Here is a 25,515-nt window from a genome sequence, read left to right as displayed (position 1 = left end):
CGGATCAGGTCAGCAGCGATTCCGCCAGCGCTTCCCCACACGCATGCCCGCTGGCCCAGGCCCACTGGAAGTTGTAGCCGCCGAGCCAGCCGGTCACATCTACCGCTTCGCCAATCACGTACAGGCCGGGCACCCTGGTTTCCATGGTCTGCGAGGACACATCGCGCGTATCGATACCGCCCAGTGTCACCTCGGCCTTCAGATAGCCTTCGCTGCCATTCGGCACGATCTGCCAGCGTTGCAGGCTCTCGCAGAACTGCTGCAGCGCCTTGTCCGGCACATCCACGATCGGCCGCTGGCATGCCGGGTGCTGCGTGATCCAGTGCTCCACCAGGCGCGACGGCAGGTAATTGCCGATTTCGTTCACCAGCAGCTTGCGCGATGCACGGGCCTTGGCCTGCTGCAGCTGCTGCAGCAGGGCCGGGCGCTGCGGCGCATCGGGCAGCTTGCTGTGCTGGTCCGGAATCAGGTTGATGTGCAGCGGTTCGCCATCCTGCCAGTAGCTGGAAATCTGCAAGATCGCCGGGCCACTCAGGCCGCGGTGCGTGAACAGCAGGTCTTCGCTGAAGGCCATGCGCTGCTTCCGCTTGCCAACCGGCGCATCGGTGCCGATTTCCACTGGTAGCGCCACGCCGGACAGCGCGGAAAACGGCTGCCAGCTGGCGGCATCAAACGTCAGGGGCACCAGGCCGGGACGCGGCGCGATGGTACGCAGGCCAAACTGCTGCGCCACGCGCCAGGCCAGATCGGTGGCGCCAATCTTGGGAATCGACAGGCCGCCGGTCGCCAGCACCACGGCGTGCGTCTCCACCCGGCCACGGGCGGTATCGAGCTGCCAGGGCAATGCCGATTCCGGCTGTTGCTGCAGGCCTTGCACCGCGCAGGGCTGCCAGCGCTCGACGCCACCGGTTTCGCATTCGCGCAGCAGCAGGTCGATGATGTCCTGCGCCGAGCGGTCACAGAACAGCTGGCCCTTGTGCTTTTCGTGAAAGGCAATGCGATGCCGCTGTACCAGCTCGATAAAGTCCTGTGCGCCATAACGCGCCAGTGCGCTGCGGCAGAAATGCGGGTTCTGGCTGATGAACTGCGCCGGCGTGGTGCCGGCATTGGTGAAGTTGCAGCGGCCACCGCCGCTGATGCGGATCTTTTCAGCCACCTTGGCCGCGTGGTCGATCAGCAGCACGCGCAGGCCGCGCTGGCCAGCCTGGCCGGCGCAGAACAGGCCGGCCGCGCCGGCGCCAATCACCACTACATCAAAGCTTGTCGTCGTCATGCGTCCACCTGTGCTGCCAGTTGCAGGATGATGGCGACCTGTTGCCGGATCGGCTCCGGCGCCGGCAGCCTGTCGGCCAGCACATCGGCGATGTACTGCGCCGTGGCTTGCGGATCCGTGCCATCGGGCAGCTCGGGCAGGGTAGCCAGGCTGCCCGATTGCGCCTCCGACAGCCAGACGCGCTGGCCGCGCACCAGGCCTTCCATGCGTGGCTGGCGGCGCGCATCGGCCACCACCTCGCCTTCGGTGCCGCGCAGCAGCAGGGCATGGCCTTGCATCACGGCCACTGTCGCCGCCATGGACAGCGCGTATTCCGGATGCGTATAGCTGCCCAGCACCAGGCTGCGGCCAGTCGGGCAGGGGTTCATCAGTTTTACCAGGCTGTGCGCGCTGTTGCGCAAGCCCATCTGGCGGCGCGCATCCAGCAGTCGCGCCAGTCCGGGATGCAGCGTGGCGGTATCGATCCAGACCGGATCCTGGTCGCTGACCGGCAGCAGGGCGCGCAAGGGCTCCAGCACCTGCGGCACACTGACGCGGCGCTCTTCGGTTGCCATGCCGTGCAGCAGCACGCGCAGGCCCTGGCGCGCCAGCAGATGGGCCAGCAGTGGCGTCAGCAAGGGCAGCTTGCGGGCGCCGTTGTAGCTTGGGATCACGACCGTCAGGCGCTCGTCCTGCGGCCAGTCGGGGTACTGCAGCGCGGCATGGGTGGCATCCAGAAAACCGGCCATCTCCTGCGGCGTTTCGCCCTTGATGCGCATCGCCATCAGGAAGGCGCCCGTGGCCAGCGCGTCGGTATCGCCGTTCAGCAGCAGGCTCCAGGCATGGCATGCCTGCTCGCGTGTCATGGGGCGCGCGCCATCCTTGCCGCGGCCGATGTCTTTCAGATAGGGGATCAGGGCATCTTGCATGGTGGTATTGTCAGCGAATCGTGCATGATCTGCTGATCGCCACGCTGCTGGTCGATATCCATCCGTTCCAGTGGCAGGCGCGGGCAGTGCTGGCAGCCTGAGGGCAATCGCGGCACAATGTCGGCCTGATGCAAACACCTCTCGCTTCCCCCTTGCTGGTTCTCGGTATCGAATCCTCCTGCGACGAAACCGGCGTCGCCCTGGTCGAGGCGCGCCCGGGCCAGGCGGTGCCCAGCCTGCTGGCGCATGCCCTGCACAGCCAGATCGACATGCACCAGGCCTATGGCGGCGTGGTGCCCGAATTGGCCAGCCGCGACCATATCCGTCGCGTCGTGCCGCTCACGCGCCAGGTGCTGGTCGAAGCAGGGCGCTCGCTGGCCGATGTTGATGTCGTGGCCTTCACGCGCGGTCCCGGTCTGGCCGGTGCGCTGCTGGTGGGCGCCGGTGCTGCCTGTGCGCTGGCGGCCTCGCTCGGCAAGCCGGTGCTCGGCGTGCACCATCTGGAAGGCCATCTGCTGTCACCGTTCCTGAGCGAGGATCCCCCCGAGTTTCCCTTTGTCGCACTGCTGGTTTCCGGCGGTCACACCCAGCTGATGCAGGTCGATGGAGTAGGGCAGTACACGCTGCTTGGCGAAACCATTGACGATGCCGCCGGTGAAGCCTTCGACAAGTCGGCCAAGCTGCTGGGGCTGGGTTATCCGGGTGGCCCGGCGCTGTCGCGGCTGGCCGCCTTCGGCAATCCTGATGCCTATGCGCTGCCGCGACCGCTGCTGCACAGCGGTGATCTGAACTTTTCCTTTGCCGGTCTCAAGACCGCGGTCTTGACCCAGGTGCGCAAGATCGAGGGCCAGCCCTGCTACCAGACCCAGGCCGATCTCGCTGCCAGCACCCAGGCGGCCATCGTCGAGGTGCTGGTGAAAAAATCGCTCAAGGCGGTGGACCGCAGTGGCCTCAAGCGCCTGGTGGTCGCCGGCGGTGTCGGTGCCAACAGCGAATTGCGCGAGCAGCTCAATGCCGCCTGCCGCAAGCGCCAGGTGCGCGTGCACTATCCCGAGCTGCACCTGTGCACCGATAACGGTGCCATGATCGCGCTGGCCGCCGCCATGCGCCTGCAGGCCGGCGTGGCCCAGGCCAGCCATGACTACGGTTTCGATGTGCGTCCGCGCTGGGATCTGGAGCAGCAGTCGGCCTGAGTCTGGCAGGCCTGGACGCAACAGTGCGCTGGACAAATCTGCGCTGTCCTATATAATCTTCCGATTCACCTGCCCGTATGGGGTGGGCGAAAGCACGTCACAGGTAGTCCGGCTTGTGGCGCAAGTCAAATAATTCCCAAGGAAATCAACATGATCGATAAAGTTGCCGTTATCAAGGATAACGCCCGCGCCGCCAATGACACTGGCAGCCCGGAAGTTCAGGTGGCACTGCTGACCGCACGCATCAACACCCTGACCCCCCACTTCAAGACCCACTCCAAGGATCACCACGGTCGTCGTGGCCTGCTGCGCATGGTGAGCCGTCGCCGCAAGCTGCTGGACTACCTGAAGTCCAAGGACGCTGACCGCTACCTGGCGCTGATCGCCAAGCTGGGTCTGCGCAAGTAAGCGGGCACCGCATGCATGACGCCTGAGAGAGTGCCTTTCTCAGGCGTTTTGTTTTTTGTCCCCGGAGCAATGCAAGCGCGAGCGCTGTGTCATTCCACCAGGATCGTCCCGCGACGATCCTGACGGAATGGCATCGTGTGCTGCAGGACTCCATCCTTTCATTCACAGGAGACCCTCATGTCCATCTTCAACAAAGTCACCAAGACCTTCCAGTGGGGCCAGCACACCGTCACCCTCGAAACCGGTGAAATCGCCCGTCAGGCCAGCGGTGCTGTCCTGGTCAACATCGATGACACCGTGGTACTGGCGACCGTAGTCGGTTCCAAGACCGCCAAGCCGGGCCAGGACTTCTTCCCGCTGACCGTCGACTACATCGAGAAGACCTATGCGGCCGGCAAGATCCCGGGCAGCTTCTTCAAGCGTGAAGCCAAGCCCTCCGAGCTGGAAACCCTGACCAGCCGCCTGATCGACCGTCCGATCCGCCCGCTGTTCCCGGAAGGCTTCTACAACGAAGTGCACGTGGTGATCCACACCATCTCCCTGAATCCCGAAGTGGACGCCGACATCGCAGCCATGATTGGCGTGAGCGCTGCCCTGTCCATCTCCGGCATCCCGTTCAACGGTCCGATCGGCGCTGCGCGCGTGGGCTACGTCAACGGTGAATACGTGCTCAACCCGGGCCAGACCGAGCGCAAGAACAGCCAACTGGACCTGGTCGTGGCCGGCACCGAAGCCGCCGTGCTGATGGTCGAATCCGAAGCCGACCAGCTGAGCGAAGACGTGATGCTGGGTGCCGTGGTGTTTGGCCACGAGCAGAGCCAGATCGCCATCAACGCGATCCACGAACTGGTGCGTGACGCCGGCAAGCCGGTCTGGGACTGGCAGCCGGAAGCCAAGGATGAAGACTTCATCGCCAAGGTCAACGCCGCTGCCGAAGACAAGCTGCGCGCTGCCTACCAGATTCGCAGCAAGCAGGCGCGTACCCAGGCCTGCCGCGAAGCCTACGCTGCTGCCAAGGCAGACCTGACGGCCCAGGGCGTCGAATTCGACGATGCCAAGCTGGAAAACCTGTTGTTTGACATCGAAGCCCGCATCGTGCGCGGCCAGATCCTGTCCGGCGAGCCGCGCATCGACGGTCGCGATACGCGTACCGTGCGCCCGATCGAGATCCGCACCGGCCTGCTGCCGCGCACCCACGGTTCCGCGCTGTTCACGCGTGGCGAAACCCAGGCGCTGGTGGTGGCCACGCTGGGCACCGACCGTGACGCCCAGCGCATCGACGCACTGGCCGGCGAATACGAAGACCGCTTCCTGCTGCACTACAACATGCCTCCCTTCGCGACTGGCGAAGTCGGCCGCATGGGCAGCACCAAGCGCCGCGAAGTCGGCCACGGCCGTCTGGCCAAGCGCGCGCTGGCGGCCTGCCTGCCGAGCAAGGAGGACTTCCCCTACACCATCCGCGTGGTGTCCGAGATCACCGAATCCAACGGTTCCTCTTCCATGGCTTCCGTTTGCGGCGGCTGCCTGTCCCTGATGGACGCCGGCGTGCCGATGAAGGCGCACGTGGCCGGTATCGCCATGGGCCTGATCAAGGAAGACAACCGTTTCGCCGTGCTGACCGACATCCTGGGTGACGAAGATCACCTGGGTGACATGGACTTCAAGGTGGCTGGTACCACTTCCGGTATCACGGCATTGCAGATGGACATCAAGATCCAGGGTATCACCAAGGAAATCATGCAGGTCGCCCTGGCCCAGGCCAAGGAAGCGCGTCTGCACATCCTGGACAAGATGCAGGGTGCCATGGGCGAAGCCAAGACCGAAGTGTCCGAGTTCGCACCGCGTCTGTACACCATGAAGATCAATCCCGAGAAGATCCGCGACGTGATCGGCAAGGGTGGCGCTACCATCCGCCAGCTGACGGAAGAGACCGGCACCCAGATCGACATCGCCGAAGACGGCGTGATCACCATCGCCAGCACCGACGGTGCCAAGGCCGAGGAAGCCAAGCGTCGCATCGAGCAGATCACGGCAGAAGTCGAGGTCGGCAAGATCTACGAAGGCCCGATCGTCAAGCTGCTGGACTTCGGTGCCCTGGTCAACGTGATGCCGGGCAAGGATGGCCTGCTGCATATCAGCCAGATCGCCCACGAACGCGTCGAAAAGGTCACCGACTACCTGAGCGAAGGCCAGATCGTCCGCGTCAAGGCGCTGGAAACCGACGACAAGGGCCGCATCAAGCTGTCCATGAAGGCGCTGCTGGAGCGTCCCGAGCGCGCAGAGCGTGGTGATCGTGGCGACCGTGGTGACCGCAACGGCAACGGCAACGGCAACGGCCGTCAGGGCAACGACGCCGAGCAGCAGCAACAGCAGCAGTAATCGGCATGCAAGCAATCGCCATTACCGAGTTCGGCGGCCCTGAGGTCCTGCAGCGTACCGATTGCCCGGATCCGGTCGCAGGGCCGGGTCAGGTGCTGATCCGTGTCGCCGCGTCCGGTGTCAACCGTCCGGACGTGGTGCAGCGCAAGGGCAACTACCCGGCGCCGCCGGGCGAGTCCGAGCTGCCTGGTCTGGAGATCGCCGGCGAGATCATCGCTGGTGATGCCGAGGCCATGCAGCAGGCCGGTTTCGCCATCGGCGATCAGGTCTGCGCGCTGGTCGCTGGCGGTGGCTATGCCGAGCTCTGCGTGGCGCCGGTGGCCCAGTGCCTGCCGGTGCCGACCGGCCTGAGCCTGATCGAGGCGGCCAGCCTGCCCGAAACCTTCTACACGGTCTGGAGCAACGTCTATGACCGTGCCCGCCTGCAGCCGGGCGAAACCCTGCTGGTGCAGGGCGGCAGCAGCGGTATTGGCGTCACGGCGATCCAGATGGCCAAGGCGCGCGGATCGCGCGTCATCGTCACGGCCGGCTCGGACGAGAAGTGCCAGGCCTGCCTGGCACTGGGCGCCGATCACGCGATCAACTACAAGACACAGGATTTCGTCGAACAAGTGCTTGCCATCACCGATGGCAAGGGCGTGGACGTGGTACTGGACATGGTCGCTGGCGACTATGTGGCACGCGAGGTGAAATGCCTGGCCGAAGATGGTCGTATTGTCATCATTGCCGTGCAGGGTGGTACCAAGGCCGAATTCAACGCCGGTCTGGTGCTCACGCGCCGCCTGTCCATCATCGGTTCCACGCTGCGCAAGCAGCCGGTCGCCTTCAAGGCGGCCATTGCGCAGCAGCTGCGCCAGCAGGTCTGGCCACTGATCGAAGCCGGCAGCATCAAGCCGGTCATCCATTCGGCATTCCCGGCTGCCGAAGCGGCGCAGGCGCATACGCTGATGGAATCCAACCAACACATTGGAAAAATCGTACTGACCTGGTAAGGCAAGGAGAGTCACATGAGAAAGATGATTGCTGGCAACTGGAAAATGAATGGCAACCTGGCCGCCAACGAGGCGCTGGTGCAAGGCATTCTGGCTGGTATTGGCGAGCCCGCCTGTGATGTGGTGGTCTGCCCGCCGGGCATTTATGTCGCTCAGGTGCAGGCCCTGCTGGCCGGCCAGGACAAGGTCGCGCTGGGCGTGCAGAACGTGTCACAGCACCAGAACGGTGCCTATACCGGTGACGTCTCTGCCGAGATGCTGAAGGAATTCGGCGTGCGCTACGCCATCGTCGGCCATAGCGAGCGTCGTCAGCACCAGGCGGAAACCGACACCAACGTCGCCATCAAGGCCAAGCGTGCCCTCGAAGCCGGCATCACGCCCATCGTCTGCGTTGGTGAAACCCAGCGCGAGCGTGACGAAGGCATGACCGACTACATCGTGCGCCGCCAGCTGGCCGCCGTGACCCATCTGGTGGGCCACTGCATCAGCGAAATCGTGGTCGCCTACGAACCGGTCTGGGCTATTGGCACCGGCAAGACGGCGACTCCGGAAGAGGCGCAGCACGTGCACGCCATCATGCGTACCCAGCTGCGTGCAGCCAGTGAACAGGCTGACCGTATCCGCCTGCTCTACGGCGGCAGCATGAACGCCTCCAACGCGGCGCAGCTGTTGGCTCAGCCCGACATCGACGGTGGCCTGATCGGTGGTGCTGCGCTCAAGCCGCAGGATTTCCTCGCCATCATCGCTGCAGCGCAATAAAATAACGGGTTTGCCGCGTGTGCGGCAAACCTTTCTCCGGTAACGATTTCATGACTATTCTTCACAACCTCCTGCTGGTCATCCAGGTGCTGTCGGCCCTGGCCATGATCGGCCTGATCCTGGTACAGCACGGCAAGGGTGCCGATATGGGCGCGGCCTTTGGTGCCGGCTCTTCCGGCAGCCTGTTTGGTGCCTCTGGCAGTGCCAACTTCCTGTCGCGCACCACTGCCGTACTGGCAACGGTGTTCTTTGTATCCACGCTGATCCTGGCCTATTTCGGCAACCTGCCGAATACCGGCGGTTCCGGCAGCGTGCTGAGCGGTCTGGTCAATGCGCCGGCTGTCACTGCTTCCGCACCGGCTGAAGCGGCTTCTGCGCCGGCATTGGCTGCCGAGTCGCTGGTGCCGGGTGCTGCTGCCGTGGTGCCCGCGGCTGCCGTGCCGGCATCGCAACCTGCCTCCGTGGCAGCGTCTGCGGCATCCGCCAGCTAATTGTTACAAGTGTGTCCCGCAGGCAGGTCGGGACACTCAAGAAAAACCCTGCCCAGAGCGTCCCGCCCGTTGAATATGGTTACAATGAGGGGCTAACCCGGATAGGTGGTATTCCCACCTTCCATGCTCCGGGAAGAGACACGATTGCCGTCGTGGTGGAATTGGTAGACACGCTATCTTGAGGGGGTAGTGGCGAAAGCTGTGCGAGTTCGAGTCTCGCCGACGGCACCAGAATCACCTTTGGCCACTGGCCAGATTTTTCTGCAGGAAAACATGGATCTCTCGCAATATCTTCCCGTCATGCTGTTCGTGATCGTGGGCGTCCTGGTCGGCGCGGCCTGTCTGCTCATGGGTCGTGGACTGGGGCCCAACCGCCCCGATCCCGCCAAGAACTCCCCCTATGAATGTGGCTTCGAGGCCTTTGAAGATGCGCGCATGAAGTTTGACGTGCGCTACTACCTCGTGGCCATTCTGTTCATCCTGTTTGACCTGGAAGTGGCATTCCTCTTCCCCTGGGCTGCTGCCTACAAGCAGCTGGGTCCGGTCGGCTTCTGGGCCGCCATGATCTTCCTGTTCATCCTGCTCATCGGATTCATCTACGAGTGGAAGAAGGGCGCCCTGGATTGGGAATAAACGCAGGTTGAGGGTGGCTGGCCGCACTGCGTCAGCTGTCCGCGCTTCTGGAGAGTCGCATGTCGATTGAAGGTGTTTTCAAGGAAGGCTTCATCACCACCAGCTATGACGCGGTGGCGAACTGGGCCAAGACCGGGTCGATCTGGCCCATGACGTTTGGCCTGGCCTGCTGTGCTGTCGAGATGATGCACGCGGCCAGTGCGCGCTATGACCTGGCGCGCTTTGGTGCCGAGGTGTTCCGCGCCAGTCCGCGCCAGTCCGACCTGATGATCGTGGCCGGTACGCTGTGCAACAAGATGGGTCCGGCCCTGCGCAAGGTCTACGACCAGATGGCCGAGCCGCGCTGGGTGCTGTCCATGGGCTCCTGTGCCAACGGTGGCGGCTACTACCACTACAGCTATTCGGTGGTGCGCGGCTGTGACCGCGTGGTGCCGGTTGATGTCTATGTGCCGGGCTGCCCGCCCACGGCCGAGGCGCTGATCTACGGCATCCTGCAGCTGCAGCAGAAGATCCGTCGCACCAACACCATTGCCCGCGCCTGAGGAGATCACGCATGACTGCCTACGCTGTAGATATCCAGGCCCTGTCCAATACCGTGACCCAGCTGCTGGGTGACAAGATCCGTTCTTCCGTGATGGCCCGCGGCGAGTTGACCATCGAGGTCGCTGCTGCAGATTACGTCGAAGTCGCACGCCAGCTGCGCGATGCGCCTGGCTGCCAGTTCGAGCAACTGATCGACCTGTGTGGCGTCGACTATTCCGATTACCGCAACGAGGTCTGGGAAGGCCCGCGCTATTGCGTGGTGCTGCACCTGCTGTCCATCACGCTGAACCAGCGCCTGCGCCTGAAGGTGTTCGCGCCCGATGACGACTTCCCGGTGGTGTCTACCATCAATGACGTCTGGGCGTCTGCCAACTGGTTCGAGCGCGAAGCCTTCGACCTGTATGGCATCGTGTTCGAGGGACATCCGGATCTGCGCCGCATCCTGACCGACTATGGTTTCATTGGTCACCCGTTCCGCAAGGACTTTCCGCTGTCCGGCCACGTCGAAATGCGTTACGACGAAGAGCAGAAGCGCGTGGTGTACCAGCCGGTGACCATCGAGCCGCGCGAGATCACGCCGCGCATCATCCGCGAAGACAACTACGGGGGGCTGCACTGATCGCCGGCGACGGCGAGAAGGAATGACTTATGGCTGAAATCAAGAACTACACCCTGAACTTCGGTCCGCAGCACCCGGCAGCGCACGGCGTGCTGCGTCTGGTGCTGGAGCTGGACGGCGAGGTGGTGCAGCGTGCCGACCCGCACATTGGCCTGCTGCACCGTGCCACCGAAAAGCTGGCCGAGCACAAGACCTTTCTGCAGACGCTGCCCTACATGGACCGTCTGGACTATGTGTCCATGATGTGCAACGAGCACGCCTACTGCCTGTCGGTCGAGAAGCTGCTTGGCATCGAGGTGCCGATCCGCGCACAGTACATCCGCGTCATGTTCTCCGAGATCACGCGTATCCTGAACCACCTGATGTGGCTGGGTTCGCACGGTAACGACTGCGGCAGCTCGACCATCCTGATGTACACCTTCCGCGAGCGCGAAGACCTGTTCGACATGTACGAGGCCGTTTCCGGCGCGCGCATGCACGCAGCCTACTTCCGCCCGGGTGGTGTCTACCGTGACCTGCCGGACAGCATGCCGCAGTTCGAAAGCAAGCTGCGCAGCAGTGGTTCGGTCGACAAGATCAACCAGGCACGCCGTGGCTCGCTGCTCGACTTTATCGAGGACTTCACCAACCGCTTTCCCAAGTGTGTGGACGAGTATGAGACCCTGCTCACCGAGAACCGCATCTGGAAGCAGCGTACCGTCGGCATCGGCGTGCTGTCCCCCGAGCGTGCCATCAACCTCGGCATGACCGGCCCGATGCTGCGTGGCTCCGGCATCGCCTGGGACCTGCGCAAGACGCAGCCCTACGAGGTCTATGACCGCATGGATTTCGATATCCCTGTGGGCGTCACTGGCGATACCTACGACCGTTATCTGGTGCGCATGAAGGAAATGCGCGAGTCCAACCGCATCATCAAGCAGTGCGTGGACTGGCTGCGTGCCAACCCGGGTCCGGTCATCACTGACAACCGCAAGGTGGCACCGCCGCCGCGCGCGAACATGAAGTCGGGTATGGAAGACCTGATCCACCACTTCAAGCTGTTCACGGAAGGTTTCCACGTGCCGGAAGGCGAGGCCTACGCGGCTGTCGAGCACCCCAAGGGCGAGTTCGGCATCTACCTGATCAGCGATGGTGCCAACAAGCCCTACCGCATGAAGATCCGGCCGCCGGGCTTTGTGCACCTGGCTGCCCTGGATGAACTCGCTACCGGCCACATGCTGGCCGACGCCGTGGCGGTGATCGGCACGCTGGACATTGTGTTTGGAGAGATTGACCGATGATTTCTGAAGCTACCAAGGCGCGCTTCGCCAAGGAAGTGGCCAAGTACCCCGACGAGCAGAAGCAGTCTGCCGTCATGGCCTGCCTGTCCATCGTGCAGCAGGAGCAGGGTCACATCACGGCCGAGAGCGAGCGCGAGATTGCCGAGTACCTCGACATGGCACCGATGGCCGTGCATGAAGTCACGACCTTCTACAACATGTACAACCAGCAACCGGTCGGCAAGTACAAGCTGGCCGTGTGCACCAACCTGCCGTGCCAGCTGCGCGACGGTGGCAAGGCGCTCAAGTATCTGGAAGACAAGCTGGGCGTCACTGCTGGCGAAACCACGGCCGATGGCCTGTTCACGCTGCAGCAATGCGAATGCCTGGGTGCCTGCGCCGATTCCCCGGTGATGCTGGTGAACGATCGCAGCATGTGCAGCTTCATGTCCGTCGAGCGCCTGGAGGCGCTGGTGGAAGGTCTGCGTAACGCGGAGGGCAAGGCATGAGCGTGAGCAACGTCCTGGCGCAATTCGCGTCCAGCGGTCAGGAAACCTGTTTCCATGGCCGCCATATCGATCCGCAGATCTACAAGGATCTGAACGGCAGCAACTGGAGCCTCAAGGACTACGAGGCGCGTGGTGGTTACCAGGCGCTGCGCAAGATCCTGGGCAAGGATGACGGCAATGGCATGTCGCAGGACGATGTCATCGCCACCATGAAGGAATCCGCGCTGCGCGGTCGTGGTGGTGCCGGCTTCCCGTCCGGCCTGAAGTGGAGCTTCATGCCGCGCAACTTCCCGGGCCAGAAATACATCGTCTGCAACTCGGACGAGGGCGAGCCAGGTACCTGCAAGGACCGTGACATCCTGATGTTCAACCCGCATATCGTGATCGAAGGCATGATCATTGCGGGCTTTGCCATGGGTGCCAGCGTCGGCTACAACTACATCCACGGCGAGATTTTCCAGGTCTACGAGCGTTTCGAGGCTGCCCTGGAAGAGGCACGTGCTGCCGGCTATCTGGGTGACAACATCCTGGGCAGCGATTTCAGCTTCCAGTTGCACGCACACCATGGTTTCGGTGCCTACATCTGTGGCGAGGAAACTGCGCTGCTGGAGTCGCTGGAAGGCAAGAAGGGCCAGCCGCGCTTCAAGCCGCCGTTCCCGGCCAGCTTCGGCCTGTACGGCAAGCCGACCACCATCAACAACACCGAGACCTTTGCTGCCGTGCCGTGGATCATCCGCCACGGTGGCCAGGCCTACCTGGAGTGTGGCAAGCCGAACAACGGCGGCACCAAGATCTACTCCGTTTCCGGTGACGTCAACCTGCCGGGCAACTATGAAGTGCCCATGGGTACGCCGTTTGCCACCCTGCTGGAGCTGGCGGGTGGCGTGCGCAGCGGTCGCAAGCTGAAGGCCGTGATCCCGGGTGGCTCTTCCTCCCCGGTGCTGCCGGCCGACATCATGATGCAGTGCACCATGGATTACGATTCCATCGCCAAGGCTGGCTCCATGCTGGGTTCCGGTGCCGTGATCGTGATGGATGACAGCCGTTGCATGGTCAAGTCGCTGCTGCGCCTGAGCTATTTCTACATGCACGAGTCCTGCGGCCAGTGCACGCCTTGTCGCGAAGGTACCGGCTGGCTGTGGCGCGTGGTGCAGCGTATCGAAAACGGCCAGGGTCGTCCGGAAGATCTGGACTTGCTGGATTCCGTCGCTGGCAACATCATGGGCCGCACCATCTGTGCGCTGGGCGATGCCGCCGCCATGCCAGTGCGTGCCATGCTGAAGCACTTCCGCGATGAATTCGCCTACCACATCGAGCACAAGACCTGTCAGGTCCCTGCCTATATTTGACGAGTGATCGCCATGGTTGAAATCGAACTGGACGGAAAGAAGATCGAGGTACCGGAAGGCAGCATGATCATGCATGCTGCCGAAGGTGCCGGAACCTTCATTCCGCATTTTTGCTATCACAAGAAGCTGAGCATTGCGGCCAACTGCCGCATGTGCCTGGTGGAAGTCGAGAAAATGCCCAAGGCCGTGCCGGCCTGTGCCACGCCGGTGGCCCAGGGCATGATCGTCCACACCAATAGCCCGCGCGCGCTGGCGGCACAGCAGTCCGTCATGGAATTCCTGCTGATCAACCACCCGCTGGATTGCCCGATCTGTGACCAGGGTGGCGAGTGCCAACTGCAGGATCTGGCAGTGGGCTATGGCAACAATACCTCGCGCTATGAAGAAGAAAAGCGTGTGGTCGTGCCCAAGGATGTCGGCCCGCTGATCTCCATGGAGGAGATGAGCCGTTGCATCCAGTGCACGCGCTGCGTGCGCTTTGGCCAGGAAATTGCCGGCCAGATGGAGCTCGGCATGTCCAACCGCGGCGAACACGCGGAAATCGAGACTTTCGTCGGCGCCACGGTGGACTCCGAGCTGTCCGGCAACATGATCGACATCTGCCCGGTCGGTGCGCTGACCAGCAAGCCGTTCCGCTACAGCGCCCGTACCTGGGAGCTGGGTCGCCGCAAGTCGGTCGCGCCGCATGATGCCTCGGGTGCCAACCTGATCGTGCAGGTCAAGAACCACCAGGTGCTGCGTGTCGTGCCGTTCGAGAACGAAGCCGTCAACGAGTGCTGGATTGCCGACCGTGACCGTTTCAGCTACGAATCGCTGAATGGCCCGGATCGCCTGACCGCCCCGATGATCAAGCAGGGCGGCAGCTGGCAGGAAGTCAGCTGGCAGGTCGCACTGGAATACGTGGCCAATGGCCTGAAGCAGATTGCTACCGAACATGGTGCCAACAGCATCGGCGCACTGGTCAGCCCGCACAGCACCCTGGAAGAGCTGGCGCTGGCCGGCAAGCTGGTGCGCGGTCTGGGTAGCGACAACATCGACCACCGTCTGCGCCGCGCTGATTTCAGCGCCACCAACGGCAAGGTCCGCTGGCTGGGCATGCCGGTTGCCGCACTGAGCACGCAGCAACGCGTGCTGGTGGTGGGCAGCAACCTGCGCAAGGACCATCCGCTGTTTGCCCAGCGTATCCGCCAGGCCGTGCGCCATGGCGCCCAGGTCAACGCACTGGTCGAGCAGCGCCAGGACTGGGCCATGCCCGTCAAGAACGTGCTGCAGGCCGATGCCACCGACTGGACGCAGGCGCTGGCCAATATCGCTGCCGCTGTTGCCGAGCAGAAGGGCGTTGCCGCTCCGGCCGCTGGCCAGGCAGATGACACCGCACAGGCCATCGCCAAGTCCCTGCTGGGCGGCGAGCGCAAGGCCGTGCTGCTGGGTAACGCTGCTGCCCACCATGCCCAGGCCGAAAGCCTGCTGGCACTGGCGCAGTGGATTGCTGCACAGACCGGTGCCAGCTTCGGTTATCTGACCGAAGCCGCCAATACCGTGGGTGCCCAGTTTGTCGGCGCGCAACCGCAGGCCGGTGGCCTGGACGCCGCTGGCATGGTAACGGGTGCGCTGAAGGCTGCAATCCTGCTGAACACCGAACCTGAGTTTGATACTGCTGCCGGTCAGCAGGCTGTGGCCGGCCTGAACCAGGCACAGATGATTGTCACGCTGAGCCCGTTCAAGGCGAACATGGCGATCAGCGATGTGCTGCTGCCGATCAGCCCGTTTACCGAAACGTCGGGTACGTTCGTCAACGCCGAAGGCCGCGCCCAGAGCTTCCATGCCGTGGTCAAGCCGCTGGCTGATACCCGTCCGGGCTGGAAGGTGTTGCGCGTGCTGGGCAACCTGCTGCAACTGCAGGGCTTTGACGCCGAATCCTCGCAGGACGTGCTGGCAGCCCTGGGCCTGGAACAGCGCGAAGAGGGCGCTTTCGTCGCCCGCCTGGACAACAGCACGGATGCTGCCATCACCGTGGCCAAGGCCGACGGTCGTCCGGCGGTGGCCTCCATTTATCAACTCGACAGCCTGGTGCGCCGCGCACCGGCGCTGCAGGCCACGGCGGATGCCCGTGCTGCCGCTAGCACGCAGGGGGTGAGCGCATGATGGACGCAATCTTTGCCGCAGGCGAAGGCCTGATCCAGGCTGCCTGGTGGATGGAAGTGGTATGGCCGGTGATCTGGGCGCTGCTCAAGATCATCATCGTGGTCATTCCGCTGATGCTGTGCGTGGCCTACCTGACCTACTGGGAGCGTCGCTTGCTGGGCTTCATGCAGCACCGTCGTGGTCCGAACCGCGTCGGCCCGCTGGGCCTGCTGCAGCCGATGGCCGACGGCCTGAAGCTGCTGACCAAGGAGCTGATCAAGCCGGATCGTGCCCACACCTGGATCTACTACATGGGTCCGTTGATGGCGATCATGCCGGCACTGGCGGCCTGGGCCGTGATGCCCTTCGGTCCCGATGTGGCACTGGCCAACGTCAACGCCGGTCTGCTGCTGATCATGGCGATCACCTCGATCGAGGTGTATGGCGTGATCATGGCCGGCTGGGCTTCCAACTCCAAGTACCCCTTCCTGGGCGCGCTGCGCGCATCGGCCCAGATGATTTCCTATGAAATCGCCATGGGCTTCTGCCTGCTGGTGGTGGTACTGGTGGCTGGCAGCATGAACATGGGCGAGATCGTCACGGGCCAGGCCTCGGGTCGCTTTGCCGACATGGGCGTCAACTTCCTGTCCTGGAACTGGCTGCCGCTGCTGCCGATCTTCATGGTCTACCTGATCTCCGGCGTGGCCGAAACCAACCGTCACCCGTTTGACGTGGTCGAGGGCGAGGCGGAAATCGTCGCTGGTCACATGGTGGAGTATTCCGGCATGGGCTTCGCGGTCTTCTTCCTGGCCGAGTACGCCAACATGATCCTGTTCTCGCTGCTGGCGGTGGTCATGTTCCTGGGTGGCTGGCTGCCCCCGTTCGAGTTCCTGAGCTTCATTCCGGGCTGGATCTGGCTGTTCGTCAAGACCTTTGTCGTGGTGAGCATGTTCATCTGGATCCGCGCCACCTTCCCGCGCTATCGCTATGACCAGATCATGCGTCTGGGCTGGAAGATCTTCATCCCGCTGACGCTGTTCTGGCTGGTGCTGGTAGCGGCATGGATGCAGACCTCCTGGAATATCTGGCCGTAAGGAGGAGTACGAGATGTCTACAACTACCAAAACCGAATCCGGCTTCAGCCTGAAGGACTTCCTCGGCAGCTTCATGCTGGCCGAGCTGTTCAAGGGCATGGCCCTGACCGGCCGCTACGCCTTCAAGAGCAAGGTGACGCTGAACTATCCGGAAGAAAAGACGCCGCTGAGCCCGCGCTTTCGCGGCCTGCACGCACTGCGCCGTTACGAGAATGGCGAAGAGCGCTGCATTGCCTGCAAGCTGTGCGAAGCCGTCTGCCCGGCGATGGCGATCACCATCGAGTCCGACCAGCGTGATGACGGTACACGTCGTACCACGCGTTACGACATCGACCTGACCAAGTGCATCTTCTGCGGTTTCTGCGAAGAGAGCTGCCCGGTCGACTCCATCGTCGAGACACACATCTTCGAATACCACGGCGAAAAGCGTGGCGACCTGTACTTCACCAAGGACATGTTGCTGGCCGTGGGAGACAAGTACGAAGCCCAGATCGCTGCCAGCAAGGCGGCGGATGCGCCGTACCGTTGATAGACCAGGGAATACATACGAGGACAACATGGACGTCAAAACTGGTCTTTTCTATCTGTTTGCTGTGGTGCTGGTGTTCGCGGCTTTCCGCGTGATCACTGCACGCAACCCGGTCAGCGCGGTGCTGTACCTGGTGCTGTCGTTCTTCCAGGCATCCGCCATCTGGATGCTGCTGGAGGCCGAATTCCTCTCCATCACCCTGGTGCTGGTGTACGTCGGTGCCGTGATGGTGCTGTTCCTGTTCGTCGTGATGATGCTGGACGAGGATGTCGAGCGGCTCAAGGCAGGATTCTGGAAACACTTCCCGGCAGCTGCCGTGGTCGGTGTGCTGGTGATTGTGCAGCTGGCCATCATCCTGCTGAGCAACTTCACTGAAACCCAGCCGCTGCCGATGCGCGGCATGGACGGCGCTCCGCTGCCGCCTGATGCCTCGAACACGACCGAGTTGGGCAAGCTGCTGTATACGCATTACCTGTACCCGCTTGAAATCGCCGCCATCATCCTGCTGGTGGCCATGATCAGCGCCATTGCCCTGACCATGCGCAAGCGCAAGGACAGCAAGGCCATTTCTCCCTCCCTGCAGGTGCATGTGCGCTCTGCTGACCGTGTCCGCATGGTGAAGATGGAGGCGACCAAGGCTGCACCTGTTGCCGAGGCAACGGAGGAGAACAAAGCATGAGTCTGACTATCGGCCATTTCCTGACCCTGGGCGGGATCCTGTTTGCGTTCGCGGCAGTGGGCATCTTCCTGAACCGCAAGAACCTGATCGTGCTGCTGATGTGCGTCGAGATGATGCTGCTGGCAGTGAACATGAACTTCGTGACCTTCTCCCGCTTCTGGGGTGACCTGAACGGGCAGATCTTTGTGTTCTTCATCATGACTGTGGCAGCTGCCGAAGCCGCCATTGGTCTGGCCATCCTGGTGCTGCTGTTCCGCAACAAGTCCAGCATCGATGTGGATGAACTCAACGTGCTGAAGGGGTAATCACAACATGACACAAGCGACCCTTTCGACAACGACCCTGGTCATCATTGCCTTTCTGCCGCTGCTGACTGCCACTCTGGTAGGCATCTTCGGTACGGCGATCGGTGGCCGCATCCTGGGCAACAAGGCCTCGCACACGCTGACCATTGGCGGCGTGCTGGTGTCCTGCGTGTTGTCCGTGATGGTGCTGATGCAGGTGCTGGACGGCGCCCGCTACGACCAGACGCTGTACAACTGGCTGACCATCGGCGGCCTGAAGATGGAAGTCGGCTTCATGGTCGACAGCCTGACCGCCATGATGATGGTGGTGGTGACCTCGGTGTCCCTGATGGTGCACATCTACACCATTGGCTACATGCAGGGTGATCCGGGCTACAACCGCTTCTTCTCCTACATCTCGCTGTTCACCTTCTCCATGCTGATGCTGGTGATGAGCAACAACTTCATGCAGCTGTTCTTTGGCTGGGAAGCAGTGGGCCTGGTGTCCTACCTGCTGATCGGCTTCTGGTACCAGCGTCCGACGGCGATCTTCGCCAACATGAAGGCGTTCCTGATCAACCGCGTGGGTGACTTCGGCTTCATCCTGGGTATCGGCCTGCTGCTGGCTTATACCGGCACGCTGAACTACACCGAATTCTTCGGCAAGGTCGACACGCTGGCCAACCAGACCATGCCGGGTACCGGCTGGCAAATCGTGACCGTGGCGTCCATCTGCCTGTTCATCGGTGCCATGGGCAAGTCGGCGCAGTTCCCGCTGCACGCCTGGCTGCCGGATTCCATGGAAGGCCCGACGCCGATTTCTGCACTGATCCACGCGGCCACCATGGTGACCGCCGGCATCTTCATGGTGTCGCGCATGTCCCCGCTGTTCGAGATGAGCGATGCAGCGCTGAACTTCATCCTGATCATTGGTGCCATCACTGCCTTCTTCATGGGTATCCTGGGCGTGATCCAGAACGACATCAAGCGCGTGGTGGCGTACTCCACGCTGTCGCAACTGGGTTACATGACCATGGCCCTGGGCGCTTCTGCCTACTCCGTGGCCGTGTTCCACCTGATGACGCACGCCTTCTTCAAGGCCCTGCTGTTCCTGGCGGCCGGTTCCGTCATCATCGGCATGCACCATAACCAGGACATCCGCTGGATGGGCAATGTGCGCAAGTACATGCCGATCACCTGGATCACCTTCCTGATCGGTACGTTGTCCCTGATCGGCACGCCGTTCTTCTCGGGCTTCTACTCCAAGGAGAGCATCATCGAGGCGCTGCACTTCAGCACGCTGCCGGCAGCCGGCATCGCCTACTGGGCGGCGCTGCTGAGCGTGTTCGTGACCTCGCTGTACAGCTTCCGCGTCTACTTCCTGGTCTTCCACGGCAAGGAGCGCTACGACCAGAACCCGGAACCGCATCACGACGATCACCATGATGACCATGGCGACGGCAAGCCGCACGAATCTCCGTGGGTGGTGACGCTGCCGCTGGTACTGCTGGCGATCCCCTCCGTGGTGATCGGCTACCTGGCCGTGGACGCCATGCTGTTCGGTGACTTCTTCAAGGACGCGATCCATGTGGATGCCCGTCATCCGGCCATGGCAACCTACGCTGACCACTGGGTCAACGTGTTCCACGGTGCCACAGGCTTTGCCCTGCATGCGGTACAGACCATGCCGTTCTGGCTGACGGTGGCCGGCTTTGCCGTCGCCTACTTCCTGTACATGATGAAAAACAATGTGGCAACCAGCCTGGCCAAGGCCTTTGCCCCGATCATCACCGTGCTGGAAAACAAGTACTACGTCGACTGGATCAACGAGAACATCGTGGCGCGCGGCGCGCGCTGCCTGGGTACCGGCCTGTGGAAGGCTGGTGACCAGGGCCTGATCGATGGCGCCATCGTGAATGGTTCCTGGAAGGTCGTCGGCGGTATCGCTTCGGTGGTCCGGAAAGTCCAGACCGGCTTTATCTACCACTACGCCCTGGCGATGATCCTGGGCGTGCTGGTGATGGTGGCCTGGTTCGTCTGGTTCGCCTAATTAGGGAGAAATAGAAAAATGGGATTGTTGAGCCTGGCCATCTGGCTACCCATCGCGATCGGAGCCGTTCTGCTCGCCTTCAACGAGGATCGCCACGCCCGCATGGTGCGCTGGATTGCGTTGATCGGTTCCATCGCCAGCTTCCTGGTGACGATACCGCTGTACACCGGTTTCCAGCTGAACACGGCTGCCCTGCAGTTCGTGGAAAAGAATCCGTGGATTCCGCGTTTCAACATCAACTACCACCTCGGTGTTGATGGCATCTCGCTGTGGTTCGTGCTGCTGACCGCCTTCATCACCGTGGTGGTGGTGATCTCTGCCTGGGAAGTGATTTCCCAGCGGGTGAACCAGTACATGGCCGCTTTCCTGATTCTCAGCGGCGCCATGATCGGCGTGTTCGCGGCCCAGGATGCGATGCTGTTCTACGTGTTCTTCGAGGCCACGCTGATCCCGATGTACCTGATCATCGGTATCTGGGGTGGTCCGCGCAAGATTTACGCTGCCTTCAAGTTCTTCCTGTATACGCTGCTCGGTTCACTGCTAATGCTGGTCGCACTGGTCTACCTGTACAACGTGTCCGGTGGCAGCTTCGACTTCCAGACCTGGTACCAGCTGCCCTTGGGTAGCACGGCACAGACGCTGCTGTTCTTCGCCTTCTTCGCTGCCTTTGCCGTGAAGATCCCGATGTGGCCGGTACATACCTGGCTGCCGGACGTGCACGTGGAAGCGCCTACCGGTGGTTCTGCCGTGCTGGCGGCGATCATGCTGAAGCTGGGCGGCTACGGTTTCCTGCGCTTCAACCTGCCGATCACACCGGACGCCTCGCAAGAGTGGGCCTGGCTGATGATTGCGCTGTCGCTGATCGCCGTGATCTATGTGGGTCTGGTGGCGCTGGTGCAGAAGGACATGAAGAAGCTGGTGGCGTACTCGTCAGTGGCACACATGGGCTTCGTGACGCTGGGCTTCTTTGTCTTCAGCGACATCGGTGTCTCCGGTGCCATCGTGCAGATGATTGCCCACGGTTTTGTCTCTGCTGCCATGTTCCTGTGCATTGGCGTGCTGTACGATCGCGTGCATTCGCGTGAAATTGCCGACTACGGCGGTGTCATCAACACCATGCCCAAGTTCGCTGCCTTTGCGCTGCTGTTCTCCATGGCCAACAGCGGCCTGCCGGCAACGGCTGGCTTCGTCGGCGAGTGGATGGTGATCCTCGCCAGCGTCAAGTACGACTTCTGGATTGGCCTGCTGACGGCTACGGCCCTGATCCTGGCGGCGTCCTACACCCTGTGGATGTACAAGCGCGTCTACCTGGGTCCAGTCACCAACGACAATGTCCGCGCCCTGAAGGACATCAACTGCCGCGAATTCGTGATGCTGGCGCTGCTGGCCATCGCCGTGCTGGCCATGGGTGTCTATCCCAAGCCCTTCACTGACGTCATGGACGCTTCTGTTGCACAACTGCTGCAACAAGTGGCTGCGACCAAACTGCCCTGAGAGAGCCTGCAATGATTGACAAACTGAGTTGGATTGCCATCTATCCGGAAATTTTCCTGGCGGTGATGGCCTGCGTGATCCTGCTGGCCGACCTGTTCGTGAAGAGCCCTGGTCGCGTGCCGACCTACCTGCTGACGCAGCTGACGCTACTGGCACTGGTGGTGATCCAGGCGCTGTATGCCCTCAACGGCTTCACCGTGTACGCGTTCAGCGATACGGTGGTGAGCGATACCATGGGCAACTGGCTGAAGTGCTTTGCGGCCCTGGCGACTTTCGTGACGCTGGTCTATGCCCGTCCGTACTCCGAGCAGCGCGGCATGTTCCTGCGCGGTGGTGAACTGTACCCGCTGGTGCTGTTCAGCCTGCTGGGCATCTTCGTGTTGATCTCGGCCAACCACTTCCTGCTGATCTACCTGGGTCTGGAACTGCTGACACTGCCGTCCTACGCGATGGTGGCACTGCGCCGCGACAACTCTGAAGCCAGCGAATCGGCCATGAAGTACTTTGTGCTAGGCTCGCTGTCCTCCGGCTTCCTGCTGTACGGCATGTCCATGCTGTACGGTGCCACTGGCTCGCTGCTGCTGCCTGAAGTGCAGCACGTGATCGCCAGCGGCATGGCCAAGACCGAGATTCTGGTGTTTGGCGTGGTATTCATCGTTTCCGGTCTGGCGTTCAAGCTGGGCGCGGTGCCGTTCCACATGTGGATGCCCGACGTCTACCAGGGTGCTCCGACCTCGATCACGCTGGTGATTGCCGCTGCGCCCAAGCTGGCCGCGTTTGCCATGGCGATCCGCCTGCTGGTGGAAGGCATGCTGCCGATGGCGGTGGAATGGCAGCAGATGCTGATCATCCTGGCCGTGCTGTCGCTGCTGGTGGGTAACCTGGCGGCCATCATGCAGCAGAACATCAAGCGCATGCTGGCGTTCTCGACCATTGCCCAGATCGGCTTCGTGCTGCTGGCACTGGCGGCTGGCTACACCAACAACAGCTACAGCAACGTGGTCGATGCCTATTCGGCCGGCATGTTCTATGTCGTGACCTATGTGCTGACGACGCTGGTAAACTTCGGCGTGATCCTGCTGCTGGCACGTGACGGTTTCGAGTGCGACAACATCAATGACCTGGCTGGCCTGAACCAGCGTAGCCCGCTGTATGCCGGCGTGATGGCGATCAGCCTGCTGTCGCTGGCCGGTATCCCGCCCATGGTCGGCTTCTACGCCAAGATGAGCGTGCTGCAGGCACTGGTGTCTTCCGGTACTGCCCTGCACATCGGCCTGGCCGTGTTTGCCGTGGTCATGTCGCTGATCGGCGCGTTCTACTACCTGCGCGTGATCAAGATCATGTACTTTGATGCACCCAACCCGCGCCTGCCGGAAACCCTGCATGCGGGCCTGGACGTGCGTGCCGTGCTGTCGCTGAACGGTGCCCTGGTGCTGGTGCTGGGGCTGATGCCTGCCGGCCTGATGAGCCTGTGCGCGCACGCGATCTACCGCATGCTGTCGGCCTGAGGTACTGGCTGACACATGGGACTTGATCTGTCGATCTGGCTGGTGATTCTGGTGGCTCTGGTGGCCGCCAACCTGCCATTCCTGAACCAGCGCTTCTTTGCGCTGGTTCCCCGCAAGAGCCAGCGGCGCAAGGGGATTGCGCTGCAATTGGCCGAGTGGCTGGTGCTGTATCTGCTGGTTGGGCTGTTCAGCCTGACACTGGAGCGCAACGCTGGCCAGATTTATCCCCAGGGCTGGCAGTTCTATGCCACCACGCTGACCATGTTTGCCACACTGGCGTTTCCGGGTTTTGTCTACAGCCATCTGATGCGCCACACCGATTGAGGAGGGCGCATGGCTATTCCCGCATTCCCAACACTGCATCAGCATCTGCAGGCCGAGCACGAAGGCCTGCGTGAGCGTACCCAGTCGCGTGAGCTGCTGGTGCAAGGGCGCTTCCTGAAAGTGGTGCGCGACCAGGTCATGCTGCCGAATGGCAAGCTGTCCTCGCGTGAGTTCGTGCAGCATCCGGGCGCGGTCGTCATCGTGCCCTTGCTGGACGATGGCCGCCTGCTGCTGGAGCGCCAATACCGGCATCCTGTCGAGCGCGTGATGATCGAGTTTCCGGCTGGCAAGCTGGATGACGGCGAGCCGGGCCTGCGTTGTGCGCAGCGCGAGCTGCTGGAGGAAACCGGCTGCGTAGCGCGTGAATGGGCATTTGCCGGCACCATGCATAACTGCATTGGCTATTCCGACGAGCACATCGATATCTGGTTTGCACGTGGCCTGGATTACCACCAGCAGCAGCTGGAAGAGGGTGAACTGCTGGATCTGGTCGTTGCCACGCCGCAGGACATGCTGCAGAGTATGCGGGAAGGGCTGCTGACCGATGCCAAGACCATCACCTGCATGCTGTGGCTGCAGCAGCTGCTGGATGGCAGCTGGCAGCCGGACTGGCAGAAGGACGTGCAGACGTGAAGGTATTCAATCTGCGCTGCGGCGCAGGACATGATTTTGAAGGCTGGTTTGCGTCGGAAGAGGATTTCCTGACGCAGCAGGAGCGTGGCCTGCTGTCCTGCCCTGAATGCGGCGACATGCAGGTGGACAAGATGCTGTCGGCACCGCATATCAACCTGGGCCATGGCAAGCCGCAGCCAGTACCTGCTCCGGTCAGCGAGGAGCAGCGTCAGCGTCGCCAGGTGGTGCAAGCCATGTGCGAGCGCATGGTGCAGCACGTGATCGAGAACACCGAAGACGTGGGCGATGCCTTTCCGGAGCAGGCTCGCAAGATGCATTACGGCGAGCTCGATGAAGCCCCCATCCGTGGCCAGGCCAGCCCGGAAGAAACCGACGCCCTGCGCGAAGAGGGCATCGATGTGGTGTCGCTGCCGATTCCCAAGGCGTCGCAGGGCAAGCTGCAGTAAGCGCTTCAGGCCGGCTGACGGTCTGTTGCCACAGCGCCCCCTGATCCAGGCGTAGCTGGATTACGGATTGTCTTGTTGCAGTGCCTTGGCCGCATGCGCAATGACTTGTTGCGTCGCATCCGCTTGCTCGCAGGCAATGGTCTGGCGCCAGGGCATGCTGCGCAGCCAGGTGAGTTGGCGCTTGGCCAGCTGACGCGTGGCAGCTATCGCCTTGTCGCGCCAGACGGCGACTGGTTCGCCCTGGTCCATGCCTTCCCAGGCCTGGCGGTAGCCGACGCAGCGGATCGAGGGCAGGGAGACATCCAGATCACCGCGTTGGCGTAGCTGGCGGACTTCTGCTTCGAAGCCGGCAGCCAGCATGGTGTCAAAGCGCTGTGCGATGCGCTGGTGCAACCAGGCACGATCCGATGGCTCCAGGCTTAGCAGGGCGAGTGGCTGATGACCACCCAGTTGGCTATCTTGTTGCGCATGCCAGTGCGACAAGGGCTGGCCGGTCTGGTGCCAGACTTCCAGCGCGCGGCCGATGCGCTGGCTGTCGTTGGGGGCGAGGCGCTGCGCGGTGGCGGGATCGACCTCGCGCAGGCGAGTGTGGAGCGCCGGCCAGCCGTGGCGCAGCGCTTCTTGTTCGATCTGGGCGCGGATGGCGGGATCGGTGGCAGGCATGTCGTTCAGGCCCTCGAACAAGGCCTTGAAGTAGAGCATGGTGCCGCCGACCAGCAAGGGCAGGTGGCCACGCGCCTGGATCGCCTGCATGGCGGCGCTGGCGTCCTGCACGAAGCGTGCTGCGCTGTAGCTCTCCAGGGGATCGATCAGGTTGATCAGGTGGTGCGGGGCTACGGCCAGTTCTTCCGGCGTCGGCTTGGCGGTGCCGATGTCCATCTGGCGGTAGACCAGGGCGGAATCGACACTGACGATCTCGATTGGCAGTTGCCAGTGCTGGCGGGCATGTTCGGCCAGCGCCAGTGCGGCAGCGGTCTTGCCGCTGGCGGTGGGACCGGCAATCGCCAGATAGCGGGGCGGGTTGGAATCGGTCAT

General features: G+C 62.4%; 26 protein-coding genes and 1 tRNA gene. 24 read left to right on the top strand and 3 right to left on the bottom strand.

Features of this window, described 5'->3' with window-relative positions:
- Positions 1 to 4: 4 nt before the first annotated feature.
- Both V1261_RS09480 and ybiB read right to left on the bottom strand, forming a co-directional pair.
- Complete coding sequence (locus V1261_RS09480) at positions 5 to 1,273, bottom strand: BaiN/RdsA family NAD(P)/FAD-dependent oxidoreductase (protein WP_329771493.1); 1,269 nt, start codon at positions 1,271 to 1,273, stop codon at positions 5 to 7.
- Positions 1,270 to 2,181, bottom strand: coding sequence for a DNA-binding protein YbiB (gene ybiB, locus V1261_RS09475; RefSeq protein ID WP_329771492.1), 912 nt, complete (start codon positions 2,179 to 2,181; stop codon positions 1,270 to 1,272). The genes V1261_RS09480 and ybiB overlap by 4 nt, the downstream gene beginning before the upstream one ends.
- A gap of 152 nt (positions 2,182 to 2,333) precedes the next feature.
- On the opposite strand from ybiB, the gene tsaD reads away from it, so the two are divergent.
- The 24 genes from tsaD (at position 2,334) to V1261_RS09355 (ending at position 24,480) form a co-directional block, all read left to right on the top strand.
- Positions 2,334 to 3,374, top strand: a complete 1,041-nt coding sequence (tsaD, locus tag V1261_RS09470; protein WP_329771531.1) for a tRNA (adenosine(37)-N6)-threonylcarbamoyltransferase complex transferase subunit TsaD — start codon at positions 2,334 to 2,336, stop codon at positions 3,372 to 3,374.
- A gap of 150 nt (positions 3,375 to 3,524) precedes the next feature.
- Complete coding sequence (rpsO, locus tag V1261_RS09465; RefSeq protein ID WP_329771491.1) at positions 3,525 to 3,782, top strand: 30S ribosomal protein S15; 258 nt, start codon at positions 3,525 to 3,527, stop codon at positions 3,780 to 3,782.
- 177 nt (positions 3,783 to 3,959) lie between these two features.
- Complete coding sequence (gene pnp, locus V1261_RS09460) at positions 3,960 to 6,161, top strand: polyribonucleotide nucleotidyltransferase (protein WP_329771490.1); 2,202 nt, start codon at positions 3,960 to 3,962, stop codon at positions 6,159 to 6,161.
- A 5-nt stretch (positions 6,162 to 6,166) separates the two neighbouring features.
- Complete coding sequence (locus tag V1261_RS09455; RefSeq protein WP_329771489.1) at positions 6,167 to 7,153, top strand: NAD(P)H-quinone oxidoreductase; 987 nt, start codon at positions 6,167 to 6,169, stop codon at positions 7,151 to 7,153.
- Between the two features lie 15 nt (positions 7,154 to 7,168).
- Positions 7,169 to 7,912: a triose-phosphate isomerase gene (tpiA, locus tag V1261_RS09450; protein ID WP_329771488.1), complete on the top strand. Its 744-nt coding sequence runs from the start codon at positions 7,169 to 7,171 to the stop codon at positions 7,910 to 7,912.
- Between the two features lie 50 nt (positions 7,913 to 7,962).
- Positions 7,963 to 8,403, top strand: coding sequence for a preprotein translocase subunit SecG (secG, locus tag V1261_RS09445; RefSeq protein WP_329771487.1), 441 nt, complete (start codon positions 7,963 to 7,965; stop codon positions 8,401 to 8,403).
- Between the two features lie 146 nt (positions 8,404 to 8,549).
- A tRNA-Leu gene (locus V1261_RS09440) sits at positions 8,550 to 8,634 on the top strand.
- Positions 8,635 to 8,676: 42 nt separating this feature from the next.
- Positions 8,677 to 9,036, top strand: a complete 360-nt coding sequence (locus tag V1261_RS09435; RefSeq protein ID WP_329771486.1) for an NADH-quinone oxidoreductase subunit A — start codon at positions 8,677 to 8,679, stop codon at positions 9,034 to 9,036.
- Positions 9,037 to 9,095: 59 nt separating this feature from the next.
- Positions 9,096 to 9,578: a NuoB/complex I 20 kDa subunit family protein gene (locus V1261_RS09430; RefSeq protein WP_329771485.1), complete on the top strand. Its 483-nt coding sequence runs from the start codon at positions 9,096 to 9,098 to the stop codon at positions 9,576 to 9,578.
- An 11-nt stretch (positions 9,579 to 9,589) separates the two neighbouring features.
- Positions 9,590 to 10,198: an NADH-quinone oxidoreductase subunit C gene (locus V1261_RS09425; protein ID WP_329771484.1), complete on the top strand. Its 609-nt coding sequence runs from the start codon at positions 9,590 to 9,592 to the stop codon at positions 10,196 to 10,198.
- A gap of 29 nt (positions 10,199 to 10,227) precedes the next feature.
- On the top strand, positions 10,228 to 11,478 hold the full coding sequence (locus tag V1261_RS09420; RefSeq protein WP_329771483.1) for an NADH-quinone oxidoreductase subunit D: 1,251 nt from the start codon (positions 10,228 to 10,230) through the stop codon (positions 11,476 to 11,478).
- On the top strand, positions 11,475 to 11,966 hold the full coding sequence (nuoE, locus tag V1261_RS09415) for an NADH-quinone oxidoreductase subunit NuoE (RefSeq protein ID WP_329771482.1): 492 nt from the start codon (positions 11,475 to 11,477) through the stop codon (positions 11,964 to 11,966). Before V1261_RS09420 ends, nuoE begins: the two co-directional genes overlap by 4 nt.
- A complete protein-coding gene (gene nuoF, locus V1261_RS09410) occupies positions 11,963 to 13,315 on the top strand; it encodes an NADH-quinone oxidoreductase subunit NuoF (protein ID WP_329771481.1) in 1,353 nt (450 codons plus the stop codon). Before nuoE ends, nuoF begins: the two co-directional genes overlap by 4 nt.
- Positions 13,316 to 13,327: 12 nt before the next feature.
- Entirely contained in the window at positions 13,328 to 15,460 is a 2,133-nt protein-coding gene (gene nuoG / locus V1261_RS09405) for an NADH-quinone oxidoreductase subunit NuoG (protein WP_329771480.1), read from the top strand.
- Positions 15,457 to 16,533, top strand: coding sequence for an NADH-quinone oxidoreductase subunit NuoH (gene nuoH / locus V1261_RS09400; protein WP_329771479.1), 1,077 nt, complete (start codon positions 15,457 to 15,459; stop codon positions 16,531 to 16,533). Before nuoG ends, nuoH begins: the two co-directional genes overlap by 4 nt.
- Before the next feature lie 13 nt (positions 16,534 to 16,546).
- Positions 16,547 to 17,062, top strand: coding sequence for an NADH-quinone oxidoreductase subunit NuoI (nuoI, locus tag V1261_RS09395; RefSeq protein ID WP_329771478.1), 516 nt, complete (start codon positions 16,547 to 16,549; stop codon positions 17,060 to 17,062).
- A gap of 28 nt (positions 17,063 to 17,090) precedes the next feature.
- On the top strand, positions 17,091 to 17,741 hold the full coding sequence (locus V1261_RS09390; RefSeq protein ID WP_329771477.1) for an NADH-quinone oxidoreductase subunit J: 651 nt from the start codon (positions 17,091 to 17,093) through the stop codon (positions 17,739 to 17,741).
- Positions 17,738 to 18,046 (top strand): NADH-quinone oxidoreductase subunit NuoK, encoded by a 309-nt coding sequence (gene nuoK / locus V1261_RS09385; protein WP_329771476.1) that lies wholly within the window; start codon positions 17,738 to 17,740, stop codon positions 18,044 to 18,046. Before V1261_RS09390 ends, nuoK begins: the two co-directional genes overlap by 4 nt.
- Positions 18,047 to 18,053: 7 nt before the next feature.
- Positions 18,054 to 20,075 (top strand): NADH-quinone oxidoreductase subunit L, encoded by a 2,022-nt coding sequence (nuoL, locus tag V1261_RS09380; RefSeq protein WP_329771475.1) that lies wholly within the window; start codon positions 18,054 to 18,056, stop codon positions 20,073 to 20,075.
- An 18-nt stretch (positions 20,076 to 20,093) separates the two neighbouring features.
- Positions 20,094 to 21,569, top strand: coding sequence for an NADH-quinone oxidoreductase subunit M (locus V1261_RS09375; RefSeq protein WP_329771474.1), 1,476 nt, complete (start codon positions 20,094 to 20,096; stop codon positions 21,567 to 21,569).
- A gap of 11 nt (positions 21,570 to 21,580) precedes the next feature.
- Positions 21,581 to 23,077: an NADH-quinone oxidoreductase subunit NuoN gene (gene nuoN / locus V1261_RS09370; protein ID WP_329771473.1), complete on the top strand. Its 1,497-nt coding sequence runs from the start codon at positions 21,581 to 21,583 to the stop codon at positions 23,075 to 23,077.
- Between the two features lie 15 nt (positions 23,078 to 23,092).
- Positions 23,093 to 23,401 carry a DUF2818 family protein gene (locus V1261_RS09365; RefSeq protein WP_329771472.1) on the top strand — a complete coding sequence of 103 codons (309 nt, stop codon included), beginning with the start codon at positions 23,093 to 23,095 and terminating at the stop codon, positions 23,399 to 23,401.
- 9 nt (positions 23,402 to 23,410) lie between these two features.
- Positions 23,411 to 24,034 (top strand): NUDIX hydrolase, encoded by a 624-nt coding sequence (locus V1261_RS09360; RefSeq protein WP_329771471.1) that lies wholly within the window; start codon positions 23,411 to 23,413, stop codon positions 24,032 to 24,034.
- Entirely contained in the window at positions 24,031 to 24,480 is a 450-nt protein-coding gene (locus V1261_RS09355) for a DUF1178 family protein (RefSeq protein ID WP_329771470.1), read from the top strand. Before V1261_RS09360 ends, V1261_RS09355 begins: the two co-directional genes overlap by 4 nt.
- 60 nt (positions 24,481 to 24,540) lie before the next feature.
- On the opposite strand, the gene miaA is transcribed toward V1261_RS09355, so the two are convergent.
- Positions 24,541 to 25,515 (bottom strand): tRNA (adenosine(37)-N6)-dimethylallyltransferase MiaA, encoded by a 975-nt coding sequence (gene miaA, locus V1261_RS09350; protein ID WP_329771469.1) that lies wholly within the window; start codon positions 25,513 to 25,515, stop codon positions 24,541 to 24,543.

This window comes from Brachymonas sp. J145 (genome assembly GCF_036312245.1).
GTDB classification, from domain to species: domain Bacteria; phylum Pseudomonadota; class Gammaproteobacteria; order Burkholderiales; family Burkholderiaceae_C; genus Brachymonas; species Brachymonas wangyanguii.
Note: the sequence above shows the minus strand (reverse complement) of the source record. Positions and strands in the feature narration are given on the sequence as shown.